Annotated in this window: 19 protein-coding genes and 2 riboswitches; of the genes, 14 read left to right on the top strand and 5 right to left on the bottom strand. The window is 66.9% G+C overall.

The window, feature by feature from the left end:
* The first annotated feature begins 50 nt into the window (after positions 1-50).
* Both ACZ9BC_RS17085 and ACZ9BC_RS17080 read left to right on the top strand, forming a co-directional pair.
* Positions 51-554, top strand: coding sequence for a GNAT family N-acetyltransferase (locus ACZ9BC_RS17085; RefSeq protein ID WP_079595595.1), 504 nt, complete (start codon positions 51-53; stop codon positions 552-554).
* A gap of 47 nt (positions 555-601) precedes the next feature.
* Positions 602-985, top strand: a complete 384-nt coding sequence (locus ACZ9BC_RS17080) for a RidA family protein (RefSeq protein WP_079595594.1) — start codon at positions 602-604, stop codon at positions 983-985.
* A 12-nt stretch (positions 986-997) separates the two neighbouring features.
* Here ACZ9BC_RS17080 and ACZ9BC_RS17075 read toward each other — a convergent pair whose 3' ends face one another.
* Entirely contained in the window at positions 998-1,663 is a 666-nt protein-coding gene (locus ACZ9BC_RS17075; protein WP_476246954.1) for a response regulator, read from the bottom strand.
* Positions 1,656-3,389 (bottom strand): sensor histidine kinase, encoded by a 1,734-nt coding sequence (locus ACZ9BC_RS17070; RefSeq protein ID WP_476246953.1) that lies wholly within the window; start codon positions 3,387-3,389, stop codon positions 1,656-1,658. Before ACZ9BC_RS17070 ends, ACZ9BC_RS17075 begins: the two co-directional genes overlap by 8 nt.
* 202 nt (positions 3,390-3,591) lie before the next feature.
* Here ACZ9BC_RS17070 and ACZ9BC_RS17065 point away from each other — a divergent pair, with 202 nt between their 5' ends.
* From ACZ9BC_RS17065 to ACZ9BC_RS17045, 5 genes are all read left to right on the top strand, one after another.
* Positions 3,592-5,052: a CitMHS family transporter gene (locus tag ACZ9BC_RS17065; protein WP_476246952.1), complete on the top strand. Its 1,461-nt coding sequence runs from the start codon at positions 3,592-3,594 to the stop codon at positions 5,050-5,052.
* Between the two features lie 147 nt (positions 5,053-5,199).
* The gene (gatC, locus tag ACZ9BC_RS17060) at positions 5,200-5,496 is read left to right on the top strand and encodes an Asp-tRNA(Asn)/Glu-tRNA(Gln) amidotransferase subunit GatC (protein WP_163164358.1); all 297 of its coding nucleotides are present in this window, start codon (positions 5,200-5,202) and stop codon (positions 5,494-5,496) included.
* A 2-nt stretch (positions 5,497-5,498) separates the two neighbouring features.
* Complete coding sequence (gene gatA / locus ACZ9BC_RS17055; RefSeq protein ID WP_476246951.1) at positions 5,499-7,055, top strand: Asp-tRNA(Asn)/Glu-tRNA(Gln) amidotransferase subunit GatA; 1,557 nt, start codon at positions 5,499-5,501, stop codon at positions 7,053-7,055.
* A complete protein-coding gene (gatB, locus tag ACZ9BC_RS17050) occupies positions 7,055-8,563 on the top strand; it encodes an Asp-tRNA(Asn)/Glu-tRNA(Gln) amidotransferase subunit GatB (RefSeq protein ID WP_476246950.1) in 1,509 nt (502 codons plus the stop codon). The genes gatA and gatB overlap by 1 nt, the downstream gene beginning before the upstream one ends.
* A gap of 189 nt (positions 8,564-8,752) precedes the next feature.
* Positions 8,753-9,439 carry a hypothetical protein gene (locus ACZ9BC_RS17045; protein WP_476246949.1) on the top strand — a complete coding sequence of 229 codons (687 nt, stop codon included), beginning with the start codon at positions 8,753-8,755 and terminating at the stop codon, positions 9,437-9,439.
* A 57-nt stretch (positions 9,440-9,496) separates the two neighbouring features.
* On the opposite strand, the gene ACZ9BC_RS17040 is transcribed toward ACZ9BC_RS17045, so the two are convergent.
* Positions 9,497-10,408 (bottom strand): LysR family transcriptional regulator, encoded by a 912-nt coding sequence (locus tag ACZ9BC_RS17040; RefSeq protein WP_476246948.1) that lies wholly within the window; start codon positions 10,406-10,408, stop codon positions 9,497-9,499.
* Positions 10,409-10,542: 134 nt separating this feature from the next.
* On the opposite strand from ACZ9BC_RS17040, the gene tdh reads away from it, so the two are divergent.
* From tdh to ACZ9BC_RS17010, 6 genes are all read left to right on the top strand, one after another.
* Positions 10,543-11,589, top strand: a complete 1,047-nt coding sequence (gene tdh, locus ACZ9BC_RS17035) for an L-threonine 3-dehydrogenase (RefSeq protein WP_476246947.1) — start codon at positions 10,543-10,545, stop codon at positions 11,587-11,589.
* An 8-nt stretch (positions 11,590-11,597) separates the two neighbouring features.
* Positions 11,598-12,797, top strand: coding sequence for a glycine C-acetyltransferase (locus tag ACZ9BC_RS17030; protein WP_476246946.1), 1,200 nt, complete (start codon positions 11,598-11,600; stop codon positions 12,795-12,797).
* 109 nt (positions 12,798-12,906) lie between these two features.
* Complete coding sequence (locus tag ACZ9BC_RS17025) at positions 12,907-14,007, top strand: NAD(P)/FAD-dependent oxidoreductase (protein WP_476246945.1); 1,101 nt, start codon at positions 12,907-12,909, stop codon at positions 14,005-14,007.
* Between the two features lie 11 nt (positions 14,008-14,018).
* Complete coding sequence (gene hutI / locus ACZ9BC_RS17020) at positions 14,019-15,230, top strand: imidazolonepropionase (RefSeq protein WP_476246944.1); 1,212 nt, start codon at positions 14,019-14,021, stop codon at positions 15,228-15,230.
* Between the two features lie 97 nt (positions 15,231-15,327).
* Complete coding sequence (locus ACZ9BC_RS17015; protein ID WP_275729832.1) at positions 15,328-16,116, top strand: DeoR/GlpR family DNA-binding transcription regulator; 789 nt, start codon at positions 15,328-15,330, stop codon at positions 16,114-16,116.
* A 181-nt stretch (positions 16,117-16,297) separates the two neighbouring features.
* Positions 16,298-17,077: a CPBP family intramembrane glutamic endopeptidase gene (locus ACZ9BC_RS17010; RefSeq protein WP_476246943.1), complete on the top strand. Its 780-nt coding sequence runs from the start codon at positions 16,298-16,300 to the stop codon at positions 17,075-17,077.
* Positions 17,078-17,341: 264 nt separating this feature from the next.
* Here ACZ9BC_RS17010 and ACZ9BC_RS17005 read toward each other — a convergent pair whose 3' ends face one another.
* Positions 17,342-18,880, bottom strand: coding sequence for an HNH endonuclease signature motif containing protein (locus ACZ9BC_RS17005; RefSeq protein WP_476246942.1), 1,539 nt, complete (start codon positions 18,878-18,880; stop codon positions 17,342-17,344).
* Positions 18,881-19,203: 323 nt separating this feature from the next.
* A complete protein-coding gene (locus ACZ9BC_RS17000; protein ID WP_476246941.1) occupies positions 19,204-19,842 on the bottom strand; it encodes a VOC family protein in 639 nt (212 codons plus the stop codon).
* 164 nt (positions 19,843-20,006) lie between these two features.
* Positions 20,007-20,122: riboswitch (SAM riboswitch) on the top strand.
* 45 nt (positions 20,123-20,167) lie between these two features.
* Here ACZ9BC_RS17000 and ACZ9BC_RS16995 point away from each other — a divergent pair.
* Positions 20,168-21,493 carry a bifunctional o-acetylhomoserine/o-acetylserine sulfhydrylase gene (locus ACZ9BC_RS16995; RefSeq protein WP_476246940.1) on the top strand — a complete coding sequence of 442 codons (1,326 nt, stop codon included), beginning with the start codon at positions 20,168-20,170 and terminating at the stop codon, positions 21,491-21,493.
* A 152-nt stretch (positions 21,494-21,645) separates the two neighbouring features.
* Positions 21,646-21,761, top strand: a riboswitch (SAM riboswitch).
* Positions 21,762-21,770 lie beyond the last annotated feature (9 nt).

Genomic DNA, 21,770 nt, shown 5'->3' with positions numbered 1-21,770 from the left:
AAAACGCCCTTTCGGGCCGGTTGGGCGGCGGCCGCCACTACCATTGATGGGTGCATCCGCAGATAACCGTCCGTCCCGCCGTCGAATCCGATTTCGACGCCGTTGCCCGCATCACCAGGGATTCCTACCTTGCCGCCGGCTACTTCGACGACGCCGAGCACCCCTATATGCGCAAGGTCCAGGATGTCGCACAGCGCGCCGGCCAGGCCACCGTCTGGGTGGCAGAGCGGGCCGGAGCCGTGGTGGGTTCGGTGACCCTGGCCCTGGCGGGTGAGCCGTACGCGGACATCGCACTGGGGGACGAGCTGGAATTCCGGATGCTGGTGGTGGACCCGGCCGTGCAGCGCAGCGGCGCCGGCAAGGCCATGATGGCAGCCATCGTGGACCACGCCAAAGCATTGGACGGGATCAACGCCGTTTCGCTGACCACCGGAAGCACCTGGGAAAGCGCCCGCGGATTGTACAACAAAACCGGCTTTGCCAGGGTGCCGGACCGTGACTGGTTCGTCCCCGGAACTGACATAAAACTGCTGGTTTACCGGCTGGACCTGTAGCAGCCCTACAGTGGTGGCGACCTCATTCCAGCTCTGAAAGGCCCACCATGCGCAAAACCTTCGGCACCGGCTCCGTCTGGGAACAGACCCTCGGCTACTCCCGCGCCGTCCAGGTAGACAACACGCTCTACATTTCCGCCACCGCAGCAAGCGGCGAGGACGGCATCGTGGGCGAGGATTTCTACACCCAGACCCAGTACATCCTGCAGAAGCTGGGCAAGGTCCTGGCTGACGCCGGATTCGGGCTGGAGGACGTGGTGCAGTCCAAGCTGTACCTGACGGACATCAGCAAATGGGAAGAAGCCGGCCGGGCCCACGGGGAAGTCTTCGGCGACATCCGCCCCACCCTGTCGCTGGTGCACGTGCTGCCGTTCCTGGACCCGAAGATGCTCGTCGAGATCGAGCTCGTGGCCCAGAAGAGCGCCAACTAGTCAGGGCTCAGCTCAGGACGTCGCGGGCAGGCCGTAGCGGTGCTCCGGCCTGCCCGTTGTCCCGTAGCGCAGCTGGATGTCCACGGCGCCGTCGTCCGCGAGCGAGGACAGGTACCGCTGCGCCGTTGCCCGCGATACGCCCACCCGGCCCGCCACCTCGGCGGCCGAGTACTGCTCGCCGGGAACCAGCGATTCCAGCACCGCGGCTTCCGTCGCGGAGCGCGGCCTGGCCGACGGCGTGACGTCGCCCGGGATCAGCGAACGTTTGGCCCGCTCCACGGACTCCTGGTCCAGTGCACCGGGCTGGGCCAGGAGGCGCCGGTAGCGGGCGTAGGACCGCAGCTGCTGCGACAGGGCGTCAGCCGTGAACGGCTTCAGCAGGTAGCCCAGTGCGCCGCGGCGGAAGGCCAGCCGGACGGACGCCGCGTCCGACGCTGCGCTGAGGATGATGGTGTCCACATCCAACTGCTGCAGCAGGTCCAGGCCTGAAGCGTCCGGCAGGTACACGTCCAGCAGCACCAGGTCAGGCCGCAGGCTGTGGATCGCCTGCAAGGCCAGGGACGCGGTGCCCACCGGCGAGAGCGCCAGGAAACCTGCTACTGAGTCCACGTAGGCGGCGTGCAGCTTGGCCACATGGAAGTCGTCGTCCACGATCAGGACGCGAAAATCCTCAGCCATCGTTGTCCTTTCCAGTTACCCCCGGGATCTTTGCGGTATGGCTTCCTGCCGTGGTGTGCGGCAATGTGGCCATAAAAACTGCGCCGGGCCCGCCCCTGCTGCCCGGATCCAGCACCGTGACGTCGCCGCCGCGCCGCCGGGCCAGCTGGCGGGCCAGCGCAAGGCCGAACCCCTGGCCGCCGCCGGCCCGCACGGTTCGGGAAAGCGGTCCCGTGGCGGTGGTGAAGCCTTCGGCGAAGACGGCCTCGGCGTCCGTCCCCTCAGCCAGCCCGTCGCCCGAGTCGGCGACCACCACGTGGAGGGTGCCGCCGTCGTCGCCCGGCTCATCCAGCACCTCAAGTTCTACCCAGCGGTCCTCCGCGGAGCCGGCCACAGCGGCGTTGACCGCGTTGTCGATCAGGTTGCCCAGCACGGTGGTGACGTCCTGGGCTTCGGTGACCTGCCCGCGGACCAGGGTCTCGGGCCCGATCCGAAGGGCGACGCCCCGCTCGTCGGCTTCCACGCCCTTGGCCCCCACGAAGGCCTGCAGGTACGGGTCCTGGAGCAGTTCCGCCTGCTCGACAGGAAATTTCAGCGGCCCTGTGGCAGCCAGCCGGCTGAGGTACTCGCGGGCCTGCTGGTGCTGTCCGATGCTCATGAACCCTGCCAGCGTATGCAGCTGGTTGGCGAACTCGTGCCGCTGGGCCCGCAGGGCCGTTGACATCGTGCCCACGGCGTCCAGCTGCCGGGTGAGCTCCTGCAGTTCGGTGCGGTCCCGCAGCATCACCACCCAGCCCAGGTCCTCCCGCCGGTGCAGTGCCTTGCGGGCGTTCGCCACCAGCACCCGGCCGCCGGCCACGATCTCCAGGGCGTCGCTGCCGGCGGGACCTGGCCTGGTAAGGGACTTCAGCTGGTCCGGGACCGGGGCGTCCTCCCAGCGCGTGCCCGCCAGGTCAGGCAAACCCAGCAGGCGCTGCGCCGCTGCGTTGAAGACACTGATCCGGCCGTCGGCCGAAATGCCGATGACGCCGTCGTCCACGCCCTGCAGCACCGCCACCTGGTCGTGGACCAGCGTGCTGATCTCCTCAGGCTCCAGCCCCAGCGTGAGCCGCTGCAGCCGGCGGCGCAGCAGGAAGGATCCCAGGACGCCGGCCAGCAGGGCGCCGGCGGCCGTCACCGCCACGGGCCCGATGTCGCGGGCCACGCTCTGGCCCACGGTCTCCATCGAATAGCCCACGCTCACCTCGCCCACCACGGTGGTGCTGTCCGGCGCGTACACCGGCACCTTCGCCCCCGCGGACGGGCCCAGGGTTCCCGTGTTGCGGGTGGTGACCTCCCGGCCCGCCAGGGCTTCGGCGGGATCCGTGCTGACCTTTTCGCCGAGCCGCTCCGGGTCCGGGTGCGCCAGCCGCAAACCTGTCTCGTCGGTAATCACCACGAACAGTGCGCCCGTCCGCAACCTTGCGGCCTCGGCTTCCCGCATCAGGGGCCCGGCCGCCAGCTCGGCCGGCGGGGGAGTGCCGGGCTGCGTGCTGATGGCCAGCACGTCCGCGCGCACGGAAGGGTCCGAGGCGACGGTCCGGGCTAGGGTCAGTGCCTGGTTCTCGGCCTCGCTGCCCACCCGGTCATAGGTGAGCCAGGCATGGACGGCGGCGCTGAGCAGGACCACCAGGAGCACCACGGTCACCTGCAGCAGGAGCGTCTGGGTGGAGAACCGCAACGGCGGGCGGGGTGCGGAACGCTGCATGATCCTCCTTGACAGGTGTTCGGCGGGCGGCGGGGCCAGGGGCAGTGGCGTGGGCAGCAGGCGTGAGCACAATGCGCAAAATGCTCCCAATAAGCAGTATGCCAATCAATTGAGCCAAAGGCACTGCCGTGACGGCGGCCACCCTACAGTCTGTAGCACGCGTCACAACGCTGTGCCGCTGTTCACAAAGAAGGAGCCGGCCGTGCTGGTATTACTTGGATTCGCAATGATCGCGGTATTCATGGTGCTGATCATGACGAAAAAGTTGACGCCAGTGCTGGCGTTGATCATCGTCCCCACCGTTTTCGGACTTTTCGCAGGTGCCGGCCTGGGCATCGGCGACATGGTGATGGACTCCATGAAGTCCATGACCTCCACCGCAGCCCTGCTCATGTTCGCCATCATCTACTTCGGACTGATGATCGACGTCGGGCTGTTCGACCCGCTGGTGAGGTTCATCCTGCGCAAGCTGGGCAACGACCCCGCCAAGGTGGTCCTGGGCACCGCCCTGCTGGCCGCCGCAGTATCGCTGGACGGTGACGGTTCCACCACCTTCATCCTCACCACGGCCGCCATGCTGCCGATCTACCTGCGGCTGAAGATGAGCCCCGTGGTCCTCACGTGCGTGGCCGGCCTGGCCAACGGCACCATGAACATCGTTCCGTGGGGCGGGCCCACGGCCCGCGCCGCCACCGCCCTGAAGATCGATGTCAACGACGTCTTTGTCCCCATGCTCCCGTCACTGATCGGCGGCATCGCCGTCGTCCTCGCCTTCGCCTGGCTCCTCGGCCTGCAGGAGCGCAACCGCCTCCGCGCCACGGCGCCGGAGATCTGGGGCGTGCCGGACACCGCTGAAGGGTTCGACGGCGGCACCCCCGCGGGCGGTTCAGGAACCGGCCGCGGACGCAAGGGGACCAATCCCGGCGGAGCAGCCCCCGCCGTCGGCGGTTCCTCCGTTGCCGTCATGGAACGCACCGAGGACCTCGTGGATGACAGCGACACCGCCATGGCGGACACCGCCCTGGACCCCAACCGCAGCACCCTGCGCCCCAAGCTGTTCTGGTTCAACCTGGTCCTCACGGTCGCGGTGATGGGCATGCTCATCGCCGACCTCGTGCCCCTGCCGTATGTGTTCATGGTGGGTTCCGCCATCGCCCTGCTGGTGAACTTCCCGCACGTCAAGGACCAGGCCGCGCAGATCGTGGCCCATGCCCCGTCAGTGGTTGCCGTGGTCAGCATGGTCATGGCTGCCGCAGTCCTGACCGGCGTCCTCACCGGCACCGGCATGGTGGAAGCCATGTCCGCGTGGCTGGTACAGATCATCCCGTCCAGCATGGGTCCGCTCATGGCCGTCATTACCGGCGTCCTCAGCATCCCCATGACCTTCTTCATGAGCAATGACGCCTTCTACTTCGGCGTGCTGCCCGTCCTGAGCGAGACCGCCGGCCATTACGGAATCAGCGCAGCCGAGATGGCCCGCGCGTCCATCACCGGCCAGCCGTTCCACATGCAGAGCCCGTTGGTTCCCGCCATCCTGCTCCTCGTATCGCTGGCCAAAGTGGACCTCGGCGACCACCACAAGAAAGTCTTGTGGCGCAGCGCGGTAGTGTCCCTGGTCATGCTGGGAATCGGTGTGCTGACCGGAGCCATTGGAATCGGTTAGTCTGTAGCTGCCGCGGTGCTGCCCCTGAGGGGCAGAGGCCCGGTAGGAAGGTGCCCGTCTGACGCCCGCTGGGGGTCGTCAGACGGGCATCATCGTTTCCCCACTAGAATGGGTCGGAAATCAATTCAAACTTTGCAGGGGAGATCCATGGCTGCGATCAACCGTGACGACGTTGCGCATCTCGCGCGGCTCGCTCACATTGAGATGAGTGCCCAAGAGCTGGACAGGATGGCCGGAGAACTCGCGGTCATCGTTGATTCGGTCAAGTCCGTGAGCCAGGCCGCCGGTGACGACGTCCCGGCGACGTCCCACCCCATCCCGCTGAACAATGTGTTCCGCGAGGACGTTGTGGGGCACACCTTCACCGCGGAACAGGCGCTCTCCGGCGCACCGGACTCCGACGAGAACCGTTTCAAGGTCCCGGCAATCCTGGATGAGGCATAAGCATGACTGACAACAACGAACTCATCCGCCTCTCCGCCGCGGAGCTGGCTGCGAGGCTGGCCGCCGGCGAGGTGACCTCCGTGGAGGTCACGCAGGCATACCTGGACCGGATCGCCGCCGTGGACGGCGGCGAACGGGGCGTCAACGCGTTCCTGCACGTCAACGCCGAAGAGGCGCTCGCCGTCGCCGCCGAGGTGGATGCCATCCGCGCTGCCGGCGGCGCCGAAGCCGAAGCCCTGCATGTCCTGGCCGGCGTCCCCATTGCCGTCAAGGACCTTATTGTCACTGTCGGCCAGCCTACGACGGCCGGCTCGAAGATCCTCAAGGGCTGGCACAGCCCGTACGACGCCACCGTGGTGGAGCGCCTGCGCGCGGCGAAGATGCCCATCCTGGGCAAGACCAACCTGGACGAGTTCGCGATGGGCTCCTCCACCGAGCACTCGGCCTACGGACCCACCCGCAACCCGTGGGACCTGGACCGGATCCCGGGCGGCTCCGGCGGCGGGTCCGCTGCCGCCGTCGCCGCTTTCGAAGCTCCCCTCGCCCTCGGCACGGACACCGGCGGGTCCATCCGGCAGCCCGGCGCCGTCACCGGCACCGTCGGCGTGAAGCCCACCTACGGCAGCGTGTCCCGCTACGGCGCCATCGCCATGGCCTCCTCGCTGGACCAGATCGGGCCGGTGTCCCGGACCGTCCTGGATTCCGCACTCCTGCACCAGGTCATCGGCGGGCACGATCCGCGCGACTCCACCTCCCTGCCGGACCCGCTGGCGGACCTTGTGGCCGCCGCAAAGACCGGCAGCGTCGAGGGCATGCGGATCGGCATCATCAAGGAACTGCACGGCGAGGGCTACCAGGCCGGCGTCGAGAACCGCTTCAACGATTCCCTGGAACTGCTGCGGGAAGCGGGCGCGGAAATCGTTGAGGTGTCCTGCCCCAACTTCCAGTACGCCCTGGGCGCCTACTACCTGATCATGCCGTCCGAGGCGTCCTCCAACCTCGCCAAGTTCGACGGCGTCCGCTACGGCCTGCGCGTCCTGCCCGAGGACGGCCCCATGACCATCGAGCGCGTGATGGGTGCCACCCGCGCCGCGGGCTTCGGCGACGAAGTGAAGCGGCGGATCATCCTGGGCACCTACGCCCTGAGCGCGGGCTACTACGACGCCTACTACGGCTCGGCACAGAAGGTCCGCACCCTGGTGCAGCGCGACTTCGATGCCGCCTTCACGGTGGCCGACGTCCTGATTTCCCCCACGGCGCCCACCACCGCCTTCCGCCTCGGCGAAAAGCTGGACGACCCGCTGGCGATGTACCTCAACGACGTCGCCACCATTCCGGCCAACCTGGCCGGTGTGCCCGGACTGTCCCTGCCCGGCGGCCTTGCGGACGAGGACGGGCTGCCCGTGGGCATCCAGCTGCTCGCCCCCGCGCGGGAGGACGCCCGCCTGTACCGGGTTGGCGCCGTCCTGGAGTCGCTGCTTGAGGCCAAGTGGGGCGGTCCGCTGCTGGCGCAGGCGCCCGCGCTGGGTGAGCTCGTTGAAGCCAAGGAGGCAAAATAATGAACACTGACGCAATCCTGAGCTTCGAAGAGGCCATGGAGAAGTACGATCCCGTCCTGGGGTTCGAGGTCCACGTGGAGCTCAACACCAAAACCAAGATGTTCTCCTCCGCGCCCAACGTCTTCGGTGACGATCCCAACACCAACGTCAATGAGGTGGACCTGGGCATGCCCGGCGTCCTGCCCGTGGTGAACAAGGCAGCGATCGAGTCCTCCATCAAGATCGGCCTGGCCCTCAACTGCAAGATCGCCGAGTCCTGCCGCTTCGCCCGGAAGAACTACTTCTACCCGGACACCCCCAAGAACTTCCAGACCTCGCAGTACGACGAACCCATCGCGTACGACGGCTACCTGGACATCGAACTGTCCGACGGCACCGTGTTCCGCGTTGAGATCGAACGCGCCCACATGGAGGAGGACGCCGGAAAGCTGACCCACATGGGCGGCGCTACGGGCCGTATCCAGGGCGCAGACTTCTCGCTGGTGGACTACAACCGCGCCGGCGTGCCGCTGGTGGAAATCGTCACCAAGCCGATCGAGGGCGCGGGTTCCCGCGCGCCCGAGCTGGCCAAGGCCTACGTGGCTGCGGTCCGGGAAATCGTGAAGAACCTTGGTGTGTCCGACGCGAAGATGGAACGCGGCAACGTGCGCTGCGACGCCAACGTATCGCTTCGCCCGCACGGCCGCGAACGGTTCGGCATCCGGTCCGAGACCAAGAACGTGAACTCGCTGCGCGCCGTCGAACACGCCGTCCGCTACGAGATCCAGCGGCACGCCGCCGTGCTGGACTCCGGCGAGCCGGTGGTCCAGGAGACCCGCCACTGGCACGAGGACACCCGCACCACCACGTCCGGCCGGGCCAAGTCCGACGCTGACGACTACCGCTACTTCCCGGAGCCTGACCTGGTTCCCGTGGTTCCGTCCCGGGAATGGGTTGAGGAACTCCGCGCCACGCTGCCCGAGCCGCCGGCTGCCCGCCGCAAGCGCCTGCAGGCCGACTGGGGCTACTCGGACCTGGAATTCCGCGACGTGGTGAACGCCGGCGTTATGGACGAGATCGAGGAAACCATCGCCGCCGGTGCGTCGGCTTCGGTTGCCCGCAAGTGGTGGATGGGCGAGATCGTGGGCCGCGCCAAGAACGCCGACGTGGATCCCGGCCAGCTGGGTGTCCGTCCCGCCACCATCGTGGAACTCGCCCGCATGGTGGAAGAGGGCAAGATCAACAACAAGATGGCCTCCGAGGTGCTGGACGGCGTGCTCGCCGGCGAAGGCACCCCGGCGGAGATCGTCGACAAGCGCGGCCTCGCCGTCGTGTCCGACGACGGCCCCCTGCTCGAAGCGATCGACGCCGCCCTGGCTGCGCAGCCCGACGTCGCGGACAAGATCCGCGGCGGCAAGGTGCAGGCCATCGGCGCCATCGTGGGCGGGGTCATGAAGGCCACCCGCGGCCAGGCCGACGCCGGCCGCGTCCGCGAGCTGATCCTGGAGAAGCTGGGCGTTACCGTCTAAGTCCTTCCGTCCATACCGGGCAGCAGTTTTTGCCGTTCATCACGGCATCTACTGCTGCCCGGTTGTGCTTTAAGTACTCAGGTGGCGGCGCGGAAAAGTACGCGTATTCAGGCGCCCGCCGCGGTCCTACACTGGAGCGCACGGGGCCGGCTCATGGCGGCCCCGGCCAGCGATGCGAAGGGGGCCGCGATGCCACAGCAGGACAAGCCGGGGATCCGGAAGGGACTCCTGGCCGGGGCTGTGGCCCTTGCCCTGACCGGAACGGGCGCGGCCCTGGCTTGGTCTGCCGATTCGCCCACGCCTTCACCGTCCCAGTCGGCGCCCGGACAGGACAACCGCCAGGACAAGCCGGCCAAACCGGACAAGCCGGCCAAGCCGGACAAGGCCCAGCGGCCCCAGCTGCAGCACAGCGAAAGCGTGGTTAAGAGGGCGGACGGCACCTTCCAGACGGTTCTTGAGCAGCGCGGAACGGTGGAATCGGTGAGCGCCACCTCCATCACGGTCAGGAGCGAGGACGGCTACGCCCGGACCTACGCCGTCACCGCTGATACGAAGATCACCAAGGTCCCGGCTCCTGCGGCTGACGGCGGGTCTACGGGCAGCCCAGGGTCTACGGGCAGTCCGGGGGCAACGGTCGACGGCGGCAAGCGGCATAAGCAGTCAGCCGGAACCATCGCGGACATCACCGCCGGGGAAGTGGTCCGGATATCCGGAGTGAAGAATGGGGACCAGGCCACGGCGGACCGGATCGCCGAGGGCGTCGGGGACGTGCCGGGCCTCGGGCTGGGCCGCGGCCACGGACTGGGGCATGGAAAGGACCACGGCCACGGCAACGGGCTGGGCAGGGGCCGCGGGCACGGAAACCAGCCCAAGTAGGTAGCAGCAAGTGTCGTTATGGGTGCCCAAAGCGACAGTTACTGCTACCTAGTTGGGTCAGCCCTGGTCCACGAGTCCCGCCATGATTTCCTGCAGCGCCTCGCACACGATCATGACGGAGCGGCGCTTCAGGTTTTCCGGCCGTGCCAGCAGGTCGATCCGCCGGCGGGTGCTGATGCCCTCAAGGGGCCGGAGCACGATGTCCGGGTTGAGCACCGGGCCTGCAGTGTAGCGTGGCAGCAGTCCGATCACACCGCCGGCAGCCACAAGCGCCGCCACCGTGGAGTAATCATTAATGCGGTGCACGATGTTCAGTTCCCTGCTGGACACGGCGGCGACGGCGGACAGCACATCGGCGGGGGAGTAGCCGGCGTGGCTGGTCACCCAGGCCTCGCCGCCGACGTCGTCCGCTGTTACGGCGGCCTGGCGGGCCAGCCGGTGCCCTGCGGGCAGCGCCACGTCCAGCGGCTCATGGGCGAGCGGAATCACTGTCACCCGTTCGGCAGGCCAGCGGGGGCTGTGGTCCATGCGGTGCGCCAGGACCAGGTCATAACGCGCCGTCAGCGCGGGAAAGTCCTGCTGTGCCACGTCCTCGTCGGAGAGTTCCACCCGCGGCTGCCCGGGGGCGTCGAGGATCCTGGCCAGTGGCGCGAAGACGGCCTGGCCGGCACTGTGGAAACCACTGAGGGTTACCCGGCCGGACGCCGACCCGTGGTAGGTCCCGATCGCACCCCTGGCGTCGGCCATGGCACTGACGACGGCGGCACCGGCGTCGGCAAGCACCTGCCCCGCCTCGGTCAGCACCAGGTTCCGGCCCTCCTTCCGCGTCAGGGGCACGTCCACTGTCCGCTGCAGCAGGGCCAGTTGCTGGGAGACGGCCGACGGGGTGACCATGAGGGTGTCCGCAACGGCCTTGACGCTGCCCAGGGCGCCGAGTTCGCGCAGGATTTCGAGCTGGTGGATCTCCATTCCACCAGTCTATGCATTAGGAAAAGCTACATCGTCGATTGAGAAAATTCCTGTTGTGCTAAAGCTTCTTCGCCGTTGTAATGAGGAGGGCAGCAACCTGCCGAAGAAGTGACTGACAAAGAGTAAGGAAGCCAATGAAGGCTCTGTACAAGGCCGGCCCGCAGGCCGGCTTCGAGCTGGTGGACCGGCCGGAGCCGGAGGCCGGCCCTGCTGACGTGAAGATCCGCGTCATGACCACAGGGATTTGCGGCACCGACCTCCATATCCAGTCCTGGGATTCCTGGGCGCAGGGGATCATCGAGGCGCCCCTGATCGCCGGCCACGAGTTCTACGGCGAAGTGGTGGAAACAGGCGAAGACGTCCGCGACGTCAAGGTGGGGGACCGGGTATCCGGCGAAGGGCACGTGGTGTGCGGAATCTGCCGCAACTGCCGTGCGGGCCGCCGCCAGATGTGCATCCACACGGTCAGCGTGGGCGTGCAGCGTGATGGTGCCTTTGCCGAATATGTCGTCATACCGGAAACCAACGTCTGGGTCCACCACGATCCGTCGGTCACCCCTGAGTTGGGCGCCATTTTCGATCCTTTCGGCAACGCCGTGCACACGGCACTGAGCTTCCCGCTGGTGGGCGAGGACGTGCTGATCACCGGCGCGGGGCCCATCGGACTGATGGCTATCGCCGTAGCCCGCCATGCCGGTGCCCGCAAGATCGCCATCACCGATGTCTCCCGGCCCCGGCTGGACCTGGCCCGGCAACTGGGAGCAGACCTCGCCATCGACGTCTCCACCACGCGGGTCCAGGACGCCCAGCGCGAACTGGGCATGCGGGAAGGCTTCGACATCGGCATGGAAATGTCCGGCCACCCCACAGCCCTGCCCGAGATGATTGACAACATGAACCACGGCGGCCGGATTGCCATGCTGGGCCTGCCCAGCCAGGACATCACCATCGACTGGGGCAAGGTGGTCACCCACATGCTCACGCTCAAGGGCATCTACGGCCGGGAAATGTTCGAAACCTGGTACGCGATGAGCGCCATGCTCTCCTCCAACCCCGTGCTCCACGCAGGCATCTCCGCCGTGGTCACCGATACGCTCCCCGCTGCCGAATGGGAGAAAGGCTTCGACATTGCCCGCAGCGGCGCGGGCGGCAAAGTTGTCCTCGACTGGACCCGACTCTAAGGAACACCATGTACACCTCGATCAAGGACCAGCTGCGCACCGAGCTGGAGGACATCCGCACGGCCGGACTCTACAAGACCGAACGCAGCATCAACTCCCCGCAATCCAGCCACATCACGGCAGGAAGGATTGGCGCGGACGGAGCAGCCGTCCTGAACTTCTGCGCCAATAACTACCTTGGCCTGGCAGATCACCCGGACATCATCGCCACGGCCAAGGCCGCGATGGATGAGCGGGGCTTCGGCATGGCCAGCGTCCGTTTCATCTGCGGCACGCAGGACCTGCACCTGGAGCTCGAGGCGCGCGTCTCCCGCTTCCTGGGCACCGAGGACACCATCCTGTTCTCCAGCTGCTTCGATGCCAACGGAGGTGTCTTCGAGTCACTGTTCGGTCCTGAGGACGCCATCATCTCCGACGCCCTCAACCACGCCTCGATCATCGACGGCATCCGGCTGTGCAAGGCCCAGCGGTTCCGCTACGCCAACCAGGATATGGCGGACCTAGAAGCGAAGCTTGTGGAAGCGAAGGGAGCCCGGCGCAGGATCATCGTGACCGACGGCGTGTTCTCCATGGACGGCTACCTGGCTCCGCTGGAAGCTATCTGCGACCTCGCTGAAAAGCATGACGCGCTGGTGATGGTGGATGACTCGCACGCGGTCGGTTTTATGGGCGCCACCGGCGCAGGAACTCCGGAACATGCCGGTGTTTCGCACCGGGTGGACATCTACACCGGCACCTTTGGCAAGGCCTTGGGCGGAGCATCCGGCGGTTATGTGTCCGGGCGTGCCGAGGTGGTGGCCATGCTACGGCAAAGGGCCAGGCCGTACCTCTTCTCCAACTCGCTTGCCCCGGCCATTGTTGCCGCCACCATCAAGGCACTGGACCTGGTCCAGAACTCAGCGGACCTGCGGCGGCAGCTCTTCGACAATGCCGCGCTGTTCCGCCGGCGGATGATGGAGGAAGGCTTCGACCTGCTGGCCGGTGAACACGCTATTGTCCCGGTGATGTTCGGGGACGCCGTCCTGGCGGCCAAGGTTGCCGACCGGATGCTGCAGCACGGCGTCTTTGTCACTGCCTTCAGCTTCCCCGTGGTTCCGCGCGGCGCCGCGCGGATCCGGGTGCAGCTTTCGGCCGCACACTCCGAGGACGACGTCGAAGCCTGCGTGGCTGCCTTCGTCGCCAGCCGGGCTGAGGTGGCAGCAGACTGACCCGCCGCCGCACCCCGACAACACCTTGGTTCGCTCCCCAACGGCCGGTGGTTGGGGCTGTCGAAACCAGAAGGGGCCCAGCAACCTGTATCTCTGCAAGGATGGACGCATGGCAGCACATTACGATGTCCTGATCGTCGGCGGCGGCATCGCCGGTTTGTCCCTGGCGTCCGCGCTGGCGGGCAGATGCAGCGTGGCGCTGGTGGAAGCGGAGCAGGAACTCGCGTACCACACGTCCTCCCGCTCCGCCCGCCAGCTGATCCCGAGCTACGGACCGCCTGTGGTCCGGGAACTGACGGTCCGGACCCTGGAGCTCATTGCCGCCAGGGACATCGAACTGCCTGAACCGGTGCTCACGCCCCGCAGCTTCATGCTGATCGGCGGCGAGGAGGATGTGGCGGCCGAAGCCAGCGGCTCCATGCAGCCCATCACGCACGCCGAGGCACTGGAGTTCTGCCCGGCGCTGGTCCCGGACGCGTTCACCGCCGCGGGCCTGGACACCCACTCCTTCGGATGCAATGCTCCACTGCTGCTGGCGGACCACCGGCAGCGGGCGGAAGCGGCCGGGGTGGATATCATCACCGGCGCACGGGTCCATTCAGCGCAGCGCCTGGGTTCCGGCTGGCAGGTGGGGGCGGGCACCGAAGCCTTCCAGGCCGGCGTCCTGGTCAACGCCGCCGGTGCCTGGGCGGATGAACTGGCCGTCATCAGCGGCGTGGAAAAGCTGGGCCTTCAGCCGTACCGGCGCACTGCGGCGATTGCCGCCGTCGGGCACCCCCTGCCGGAGCACAGCCCCATGGTCGCAGCGGCGGACAACACCTTCTACTTCCGGCGGGAAGGCAACGACGTGCTCATCTCGCCGTCGGAGACCGTGCCCAGCGGGCCGGAGGACGCCCGGCCCCGCGCGGGCGACGTGGAGCACCTGGTGGAACGGCTGAACGCTGTCACCACGCTCGGGATCACCGCGGTGCGCAGAGCCTGGACGGGACTCAGGACCGAGGCTGCCGATGGCGTCCCGGTGGCGGGATTCGACGCCGAAGCGCCCGGCTTCTACTGGCTGGCCGGGCAGGGCGGCTACGGGTTCCAGACCTCGTCCGCCATGGCGGAGCTGGCGGCGGAGCAGATCCTGGCCGGGCAGTCCGGCGGGGTCCGTCCGGAATCCCGGACAGCGGAGGCGTTGGCAGCCACCCGCTGGTCCATCCGGCGCTGAAGAATGGTTCAATGAGCACCCTGATCACCAACATTGCCGAGCTGATGACCCAGGACCTCGAGCACCGGGTCCTGAAAGACGCGGCGGTGGTGGTTGAGGGGGAGCGCATCGCATGGATCGGCGCTGCTGCCGATGCCCCTGCCGCGGACGAGGCCATTGATGCCGGCGGCCGGGCGGTCCTCCCGGGGTGGGTGGACTCGCATACCCATCTGCTGTTCGCGGGCGACCGGACGGCCGAGTTCGAGGCACGCATGGCGGGGGAGCAGTACGCGGCAGGCGGCATCGCCGTCACCATGAACGCCACCCGCGCCACCTCGGACTTCGATCTCACGCGCCTTGCGCTCGGCCGGGTGGCGGAAGCCGTCTCACAAGGAACCACCTACCTGGAGACGAAAACCGGTTACGGCCTGGACACCGACCATGAGGCCCGCAGTGCCCGCATCGCGTCCACCGTTGCAGACCAGGTGACATATCTGGGCGCCCATCTGGTTCCGGCAGGCCAGGATCCGGAGGCCTACACCGACCTGGTGTGCGGTCCCATGCTGGCGGCAGTCCGTCCCTACGTTCAGTGGGCTGATGTTTTCTGCGAGGAAGGCGCCTTCACAGCCGAGCAGTCACGCCGGGTCCTGCTGGCCTGCCACGACGCCGGCCTGGGGATACGGGTGCACGGCAACCAACTCGGCGAGGGCCCCGGCGTGCAGCTGGCTGTGGAACTCGGTGCAGCCAGCGTGGACCACGTGAATTACCTGGCAGGCCGGGACGTGGAAGCCCTGGCCGGTACCTGGTCCGGCTGGAATGCGTCCAGCGGTGAGGGTTCGCGGGGGACGGTGGCCACATGCCTGCCGGCGTGCGACCTTTCCACCCGGCAGCCGTTGGCACCTGCCCGCGCGCTCCTGGACGCCGGCGTGCAGGTGGCGCTCGCCTCCAACTGCAATCCCGGCACCTCCTACACCAGTTCGATGGCGTTCTGTGTCGCCACCGCCGTGCTCCAGATGCGCCTCAGTGTGCACGAGGCAGTCCGGGCCGCCACCTACGCCGGCGCCCTGGCGTTGCACAAGGACACCGGGAACGACGCCGACGGCGAACGCGCCGTCGGTTCCATCGCCGTCGGGCACCGGGCGGACCTGCACATGCTCAACGCCCCTTCTGCCACGCACCTCGCTTACCGGCCGGGCATGCCGTTGACGTACGCTGTGTGGCGGGCCGGAGACCGGGCACGGTAAATTCCCGCCGCCTTTGTGACGTTAGGTGATCGTTTCGCTTCTGTTATGATCAGAAAGCGTCATCCGAAGCGATGGCCGGAGTACCGAGAGGCCCTGCATGACCCGCACTGACCGGCTGACCGCCATCCTTGACCTGCTGGCCAAATCGGGCCAGGTGGAAGTCGATGAAATCGTCAGCACCCTGGGCGTATCACCGGCAACCGCGCGGCGGGACCTCGACAGCCTGGCCAAGCGCCGGCTCCTCACCAGGACCCGCGGCGGAGCCACCACCGGTGCCCTGGCGTACGACCTTCCCGGCCGCTACAACCGGGACGACCACGCCGAAGCCAAGGAGCAGATTGCACAGGCGGCGTCCGCGCTGATCAGGCCGGGCGCCGTGATCGGTCTCTGCGGCGGCACCACCAGCACCGCGCTGGCCCAGATCCTCGCCACCCGGGAAGACCTCAACGCCCCGTCCAACCAGCCCACGCTCACGGTGGTTACTAACGCCATTAACATCGCCGGGCAGCTGGCGGTGCGGCCCAACATCAAGGTCATGGTGACCGGCGGCATCCTCAACCCCCGGTCCTACGAGCTGGTGGGCCCCTACACGGACATCATCATGCAGAAGGTAGTGCTGGACATCGCCTTCATCGGGGTCAACGGCATTGACCCGGAAGTGGGGCCCACGAACACCGGCGAGGGGGAGGCGTCGGTCAACGCGCTGCTCGCAAGCCGGGCCAGGGTGTCCTATGTCCTGGCTGATTCTTCCAAGGTGGGCGTCCGTGCCTTTGCCACCATGGACGGGTACAACTTCACCCGGCTGATTACGGATGCCGGAATCTCGCCGCGGGACAAGGCGGCTTTCGAGGCCAACGGCACCGAAGTAATCGTCGCGCCCAGCTAAACCCCAGCTTCACTGCCGGCAGCCTCAATAGCACCAGCCTCAATAGCACCGGCCTCAATACCACCAGCCTCATTACCTCCGGCCTGGATACCGCAGGCCTGCAGCCGCGCTTCGAACACCGCAGGCGCCACGCATGGATCGCGGTCAGGCCTGATCCAACAACTGCAGGCAAGATGGGTACATGTTGGTTCCCTCCCGCCGCCGCCTGAAGTTCGAAGTCTGGATTGTGCTGGGCCTCTCCCTTGGTCAGTCCGCCGTGTACTCCGTCGTGCAGCTCCTGGACAAGATAACGCGTGCGCCGTTGGCCGAGGGCACCTCAACGCTGAACCGCTCCCAAAGTGCCCGCGAGTATTTCGACCTGACGTACCAGTTGCTGGACATCATTTTCGCGCTGGTTCCGGTACTGCTGGTGATCTACTTCCTCACAGACCAGCGGCAGGCGGCGTCCGGAGATGTTGGCAATCAGGGCTCAGCCTTCCGGAAGCTGGGCTTCAATTTTGCGCGGCCGGGAATGGACATGGTGCAGGGGGTGGGGCTGGCGGCCCTGATCGGCATCCCGTCGCTCGGCCTTTACGCCGCGGGCCGGGCGCTGGGGATAACCACCGCGATCATTCCCAGTGCGCTGGACGCCTACTGGTGGACAGTGCCGGTTCTGATCCTGTCCGCCATCCGGCATGCCGTGGTGGAGGAAGTCATTGTGGTGGGCTACCTGCTGAACCGCTTCGGCAAGTTTGGCTGGAGCGTGCCGCTGTCCATTGCCGCAAGCTCCCTCCTGCGTGGAAGCTACCACCTGTACCAGGGCTTCGGGCCGTTCATTGGCAATGTGGTGATGGGTGTTGTCTTCGCGTGGCTCTACACCCGGACCAAGCGCGTCATGCCCCTGGTCATTGCGCATGCGTTGCTGGACATCGTCGCTTTTGTCGGCTTCAGCCTCTTTGGAAGGTCCATGGGCCTGGGCTAGACGGGCACGACGACGGGCGGGCAATCAGCCACCGCCAGCCGCCGTGGACCGCCGGCCCGATTCACGGGCCGCAGCGGCCTACCGCCACCCGCCGTGTACCAATGGCCTGATTCATGGGCAGCCACCCAAACCGCCCACCGATCCCACTTCACCAGGCTGCGGGGACACAAGGACGGCCGTTATGGTCGGCACGGCGCTGACCGTCAGGTCAATCATGCTCATTCACGGCTCGTCGTATGCTGCCTGTACTTCAGTGGTCCTTGCTCAGTTTCCGGTCCCGTGCAGGACACGCAACAGGCCTTCCTCACCCGGGGACAGCCCTTTGTAGCAAAGGTCCGGGTAGCCGTAGGGAGCACGCTTGGTAAGTGACCGCGGCCGGTGCACGTTTCGCTTCCGCCGTGAAAGTTGTCTCCGTTTCCGCTTTCGATGCAGCTCGCGTCTGAGTTGATCGGGCCATTGGGGTGGTTCCCAGTCCTGGTGTTCGCTTTTGTAGCGGCGGCCTGTTGGTGAGATCCAGCCGGGTGGTTCGTTTTTGGTGGCCGGGGTGGGTGTCCAGCCGCTGGTGTGCCTGAGGCGGTGGTGTTTGCGGCAGGGCTGGCCCAGGTTGCTGACCCCGGTGGTCCCGCCGTGATGCCAGGCGAGAATGTGGTCTGCTTCGTTGTCCAACGAGTTGTTGCTGCAGCCGGGAAAGGGGCATTTGCCGTCCCGCATCCGCAGCCACCGCCGGATAGCCTTCGTAACCCGGTAGCTGGTGCGGCCGATTTCCAGCGGCGCCCCGTCCCGCGGGTCCACCAGCACCCGGTAAAACGAGCCGGCCCCATCCGCGACCAATTTCCGCGCCATCGACGCCGGGATCGGGCCGTAGCCGTCAAGCATCGCCGGTTCATCAGTCAAACCCATAAGCGAGAACACCGGCACCGTAACCAGGACCTCCGCGTGCGGGGCGCGGACCTCCGCAACCGTACGGCCGGGGCTCTGCCCGTGCTGCCCGTCCTGGCCGTTGCTGAGGACGGCGTCGGCGAAGATGTCGGCGCAGAGCTGGGGCAGGGTGCGGGACTCGTCCGGGCGCTGCAGGCCCCGGGCAAGGGCGGTGGTGCGGTTCCACATCGCCGACGCGGTATCGGCAGGCAGGTAAGCGTGGAACCAGGCCATCCCGTCCACGTCCGGACGGTGCTCCACCCGCCGCTCCGCAACACTTCTCGCGTGGCGCTTTTCAAGGGATTCAGGGTGGTGGTGTTCGCGCCAGATCCGGGCCTTATGCCGGAACCGGTGCGGCACCAACTCACCCGGCCCCGGCGCGGTGGCCGGGTTCGGTGCGTCCGGGCCCAGGAAATGCGCCTCCAACGCGGCGGCCCCGGCAGGATCCAGGGTGGCCGTTTCCTCGACCATCGCCTTCGCGTGCGCCCACGACAGGCTTCCGTCCTGCAACCCCGCCAGGGTCAACGGCAAAACATTGGCCAGCACCTGCGACTCGTTCAGCAGCACACCGGCAGCCCTCGCACCAATGGTCAACACACCCGCGACCTCGGCGACCATCGACGCTTCCTGCGCCATCGCCCCGGACGGCGCCATGGCCCGTGACGCCACAGCCTTGGCAGCTTCTGCATACCCTGCGGCCAGATGCACCTTCAACGCAGCGGTCCCGGCCTCAAGCCGGGCGACCCCGGCCAGCCCGTCCAGGCTCCGATCAGCCTGCTCCCGCAACGGATCAAAACCCTCACCGGTCCCACGGAGCACAGCACCCAGCTCAGCAAGGGACGCCTCAAGGACCTCCAACGCTTCCAATGCCGCCCTGCCAGCCATACCCAAACTATGACAGTGGGGTCTGACAATCCATGTGGACCACTGGAAGTTCGGCATGAAAAGCCCGGCAGGTACTCCAGCCCAATCTCCGGGCGGGCCAGTAACTGCTCATGTCAGGAACCGGCAACCAGGAACCGGGCACGACAAGAACCGTGCAAACCAGGAACCCGGCAAACCAAGACCGGGCACGCCAGGAAATGGATTCGGCCGCCATCGGCAGGTGACTTCGTTGTCACATGCTGATGGCGGCCGAAGATGGTCGGACAGGGAACCCAGGGGGTGCCCCTGCATGATCCGGCGGCACCGGACCATGCAGCGGGAGGTCAGATAATGACGGCTCCGCTGGCGGTTTCGAATGTGACCGACAGAATGCCCGGCGTCCCGTGCGGCGCCACCCACTCCACGGCCACGTCTTCCAGCGGCTTCTCCACCGGTTCGCCCAGCCACTCGGTGACTCGGGCAGCCGAACCGGCAATGGTGAGGCAGCTCATCTTGACGTTGCTGTCGTAGGCGTTGGACGGGTGCAGGGAGGGGTCTCCCTCCCACTTGAGCATGTACGGAACCTGGGGGTCGGCAATGAGCCCCAGGATGCCGATCTGCTTCCACACCAGTTCACGGCCATCCGGGAATTTCCGGTTGCCGTTCACGGCGGCGCGTCCGAGGCGTTCTTCGAAGGGGGCGAGGTCGTCCACTTCGACGCACCAGCCCATCCATCCGCCGCCGGCCGCCGAGCGGGCACGTACTGCCTGCCCGAAGGGTGCCTTGTCCGATGCAGGGTGGTCCAGGACCTCCACCACCTCGAGGTATTTGTGTCCCGCGAGCGGGATGATCATATTCCGGGTTCCGAACCGGGGGTGTACCCCGCCTTTCACTGCCTCAACGCCGAGGGCAGAGGAAATACGTTCGGTAGTGGCCGCGAGGCCATCGTGTTCACAGGCGTAAGAGACGTGATCCATGCGCATGCCAACATCTTGGCACTTTGTGATCGGGCTCTCAGCTAAGGGTTGCCTTACTGGGATTTTCCGAGGTCAACCCCTTCACGGGTCGACCTCAGACGGCGAAACCGCAGGACCATGTTCGTCACAATGCTGTCCGCTGCATTGGCCATGTTCCTACACTGGGCTCAGGTCATGAGCGCCAGCGCCAAGCCCCGGCTCGCTGGCCGGCAACCCTCCATCCGCGGTGGGGTGCCCCGGGTGAGGACCTGGCTGTCCGGCAACGGCCGGATGGCAAGCGCGGCCCGTGGTGCTCCCAGCCCGCCCCGGGCCCATGTCAAAGGAGCCTTGAATGTCCAACGGATGGTCTTTTGAAACCCGCCAGATCCACGCCGGTCAGGAGCCGGACAGCGCCACCGGAGCCCGGGCGCTGCCCATCTACCAGACCACGTCCTTTGTGTTCCCCAGCGCGGAGAGCGCCGCGAACCGGTTTGCGCTGGCGGAACTGGCGCCTATCTATACGCGCATCGGCAACCCGACCCAAGACGCGGTGGAGCAACGGATTGCCAGCCTCGAAGGCGGCCTGGCAGCTCTGCTGCTCAGCTCCGGACAGGCAGCGGAGACCTTCGCTGTCCTGAACATCGCCGAGGCCGGCGACCATATTGTCGCCAGCCCCAGCCTTTACGGCGGTACCTACAACCTCTTCGCCCACACCCTCAAAAAGTTCGGCATCGCCGTCACCTTCGTTGCCGACCCGGACAACCTGGACCAGTGGCGCGCCGCCGTGCAGCCCAACACCAAGCTCTTCTTTGCCGAGGTGGTCTCCAACCCCCGGCAGGATGTCCTGGACATCGAAGGCGTATCCCAGGCCGCCCACGAGGCAGGCGTACCCCTGATCGTGGACAACACGCTGTCCACGCCGTACCTGATCCGCCCGCTGGAGTGGGGCGCGGACATCGTGGTCCACTCGGCCACGAAGTACCTGGGTGGCCACGGCGCGGCCATCGCCGGCGTCATCGTGGACTCGGGCAAGTTCGACTTCAGCAAGGACCCGGAGAGGTTCCCCGGCTTCAACACCCCGGACCCCACCTACAACGGGCTGGTCTACGGCCGTGACCTCGGGGAGGGCGGCGCTTTGGGCTCCAATCTGTCCTACATCCTTAAGGCACGCGTCCAGCTCCTGCGGGACCTGGGCTCCGCTGTTTCGCCGTTCAACGCGTTCCTGATTTCGCAGGGCCTGGAGACGCTGAGCCTGCGGGTGGAACGCCACGTGGCCAACGCCGCGGAGGTTGCCCGCTGGCTGGAAGCGCGTGACGACGTCGAATCCGTCGCCTACGCGGGCCTGCCCTCGAGCCCCTGGCACGAGCGTGGCCGCAAGTACGGACCCAAGGGCACCGGTGCCATTGTGTCCTTCAACCTGGCCGGCGGTGCCGAGGCCGGCAAACGGTTCGTGGACGCCCTGGAGCTGCACTCGCACGTGGCCAACATCGGGGACGTCAGGTCCCTGGTCATCCACCCTGCGTCCACCACCCACAGCCAGCTCTCCCCGGAGCAGCAGGCCGTGGCCGGCGTGACCCCCGGGCTGGTCCGCCTGTCGGTGGGCATTGAGCACATCGACGACATCCTGGCCGACCTCGAGGCCGGCTTCCGTGCAGCAAAGGCGGCGTCGGGCGCCTGACCAGGATCAAGGCCCGACGGCGGCCGGAACGTCAGGCGGGCAGGCAGCCTCCACAGCAAACAGGCAGCCAGGGCCGGCGTGCCCGGGCCGGGGAAGTCACAACCAGTCACACTCTTGGCTTGGGATGGGTGGTGTTTCGTACACTCGAACCAGGTCATGAGTGCCAGTGACAGCCCCGGCTTGCTGGCCGGCAACCCTCCTTCCGCGGTGGGGTGCCCCGGGTGAAGACCTGGCCTGCCGGTCATTCGACGGCGGGCAAGCGCGTAGAAGAGGTCTT

The organism is Pseudarthrobacter sp. TE3704 (genome assembly GCF_056279405.1).
The sequence above is the reverse complement of the archived record's forward strand: the minus strand, read 5'-3'. Positions and strand labels throughout refer to the sequence as shown.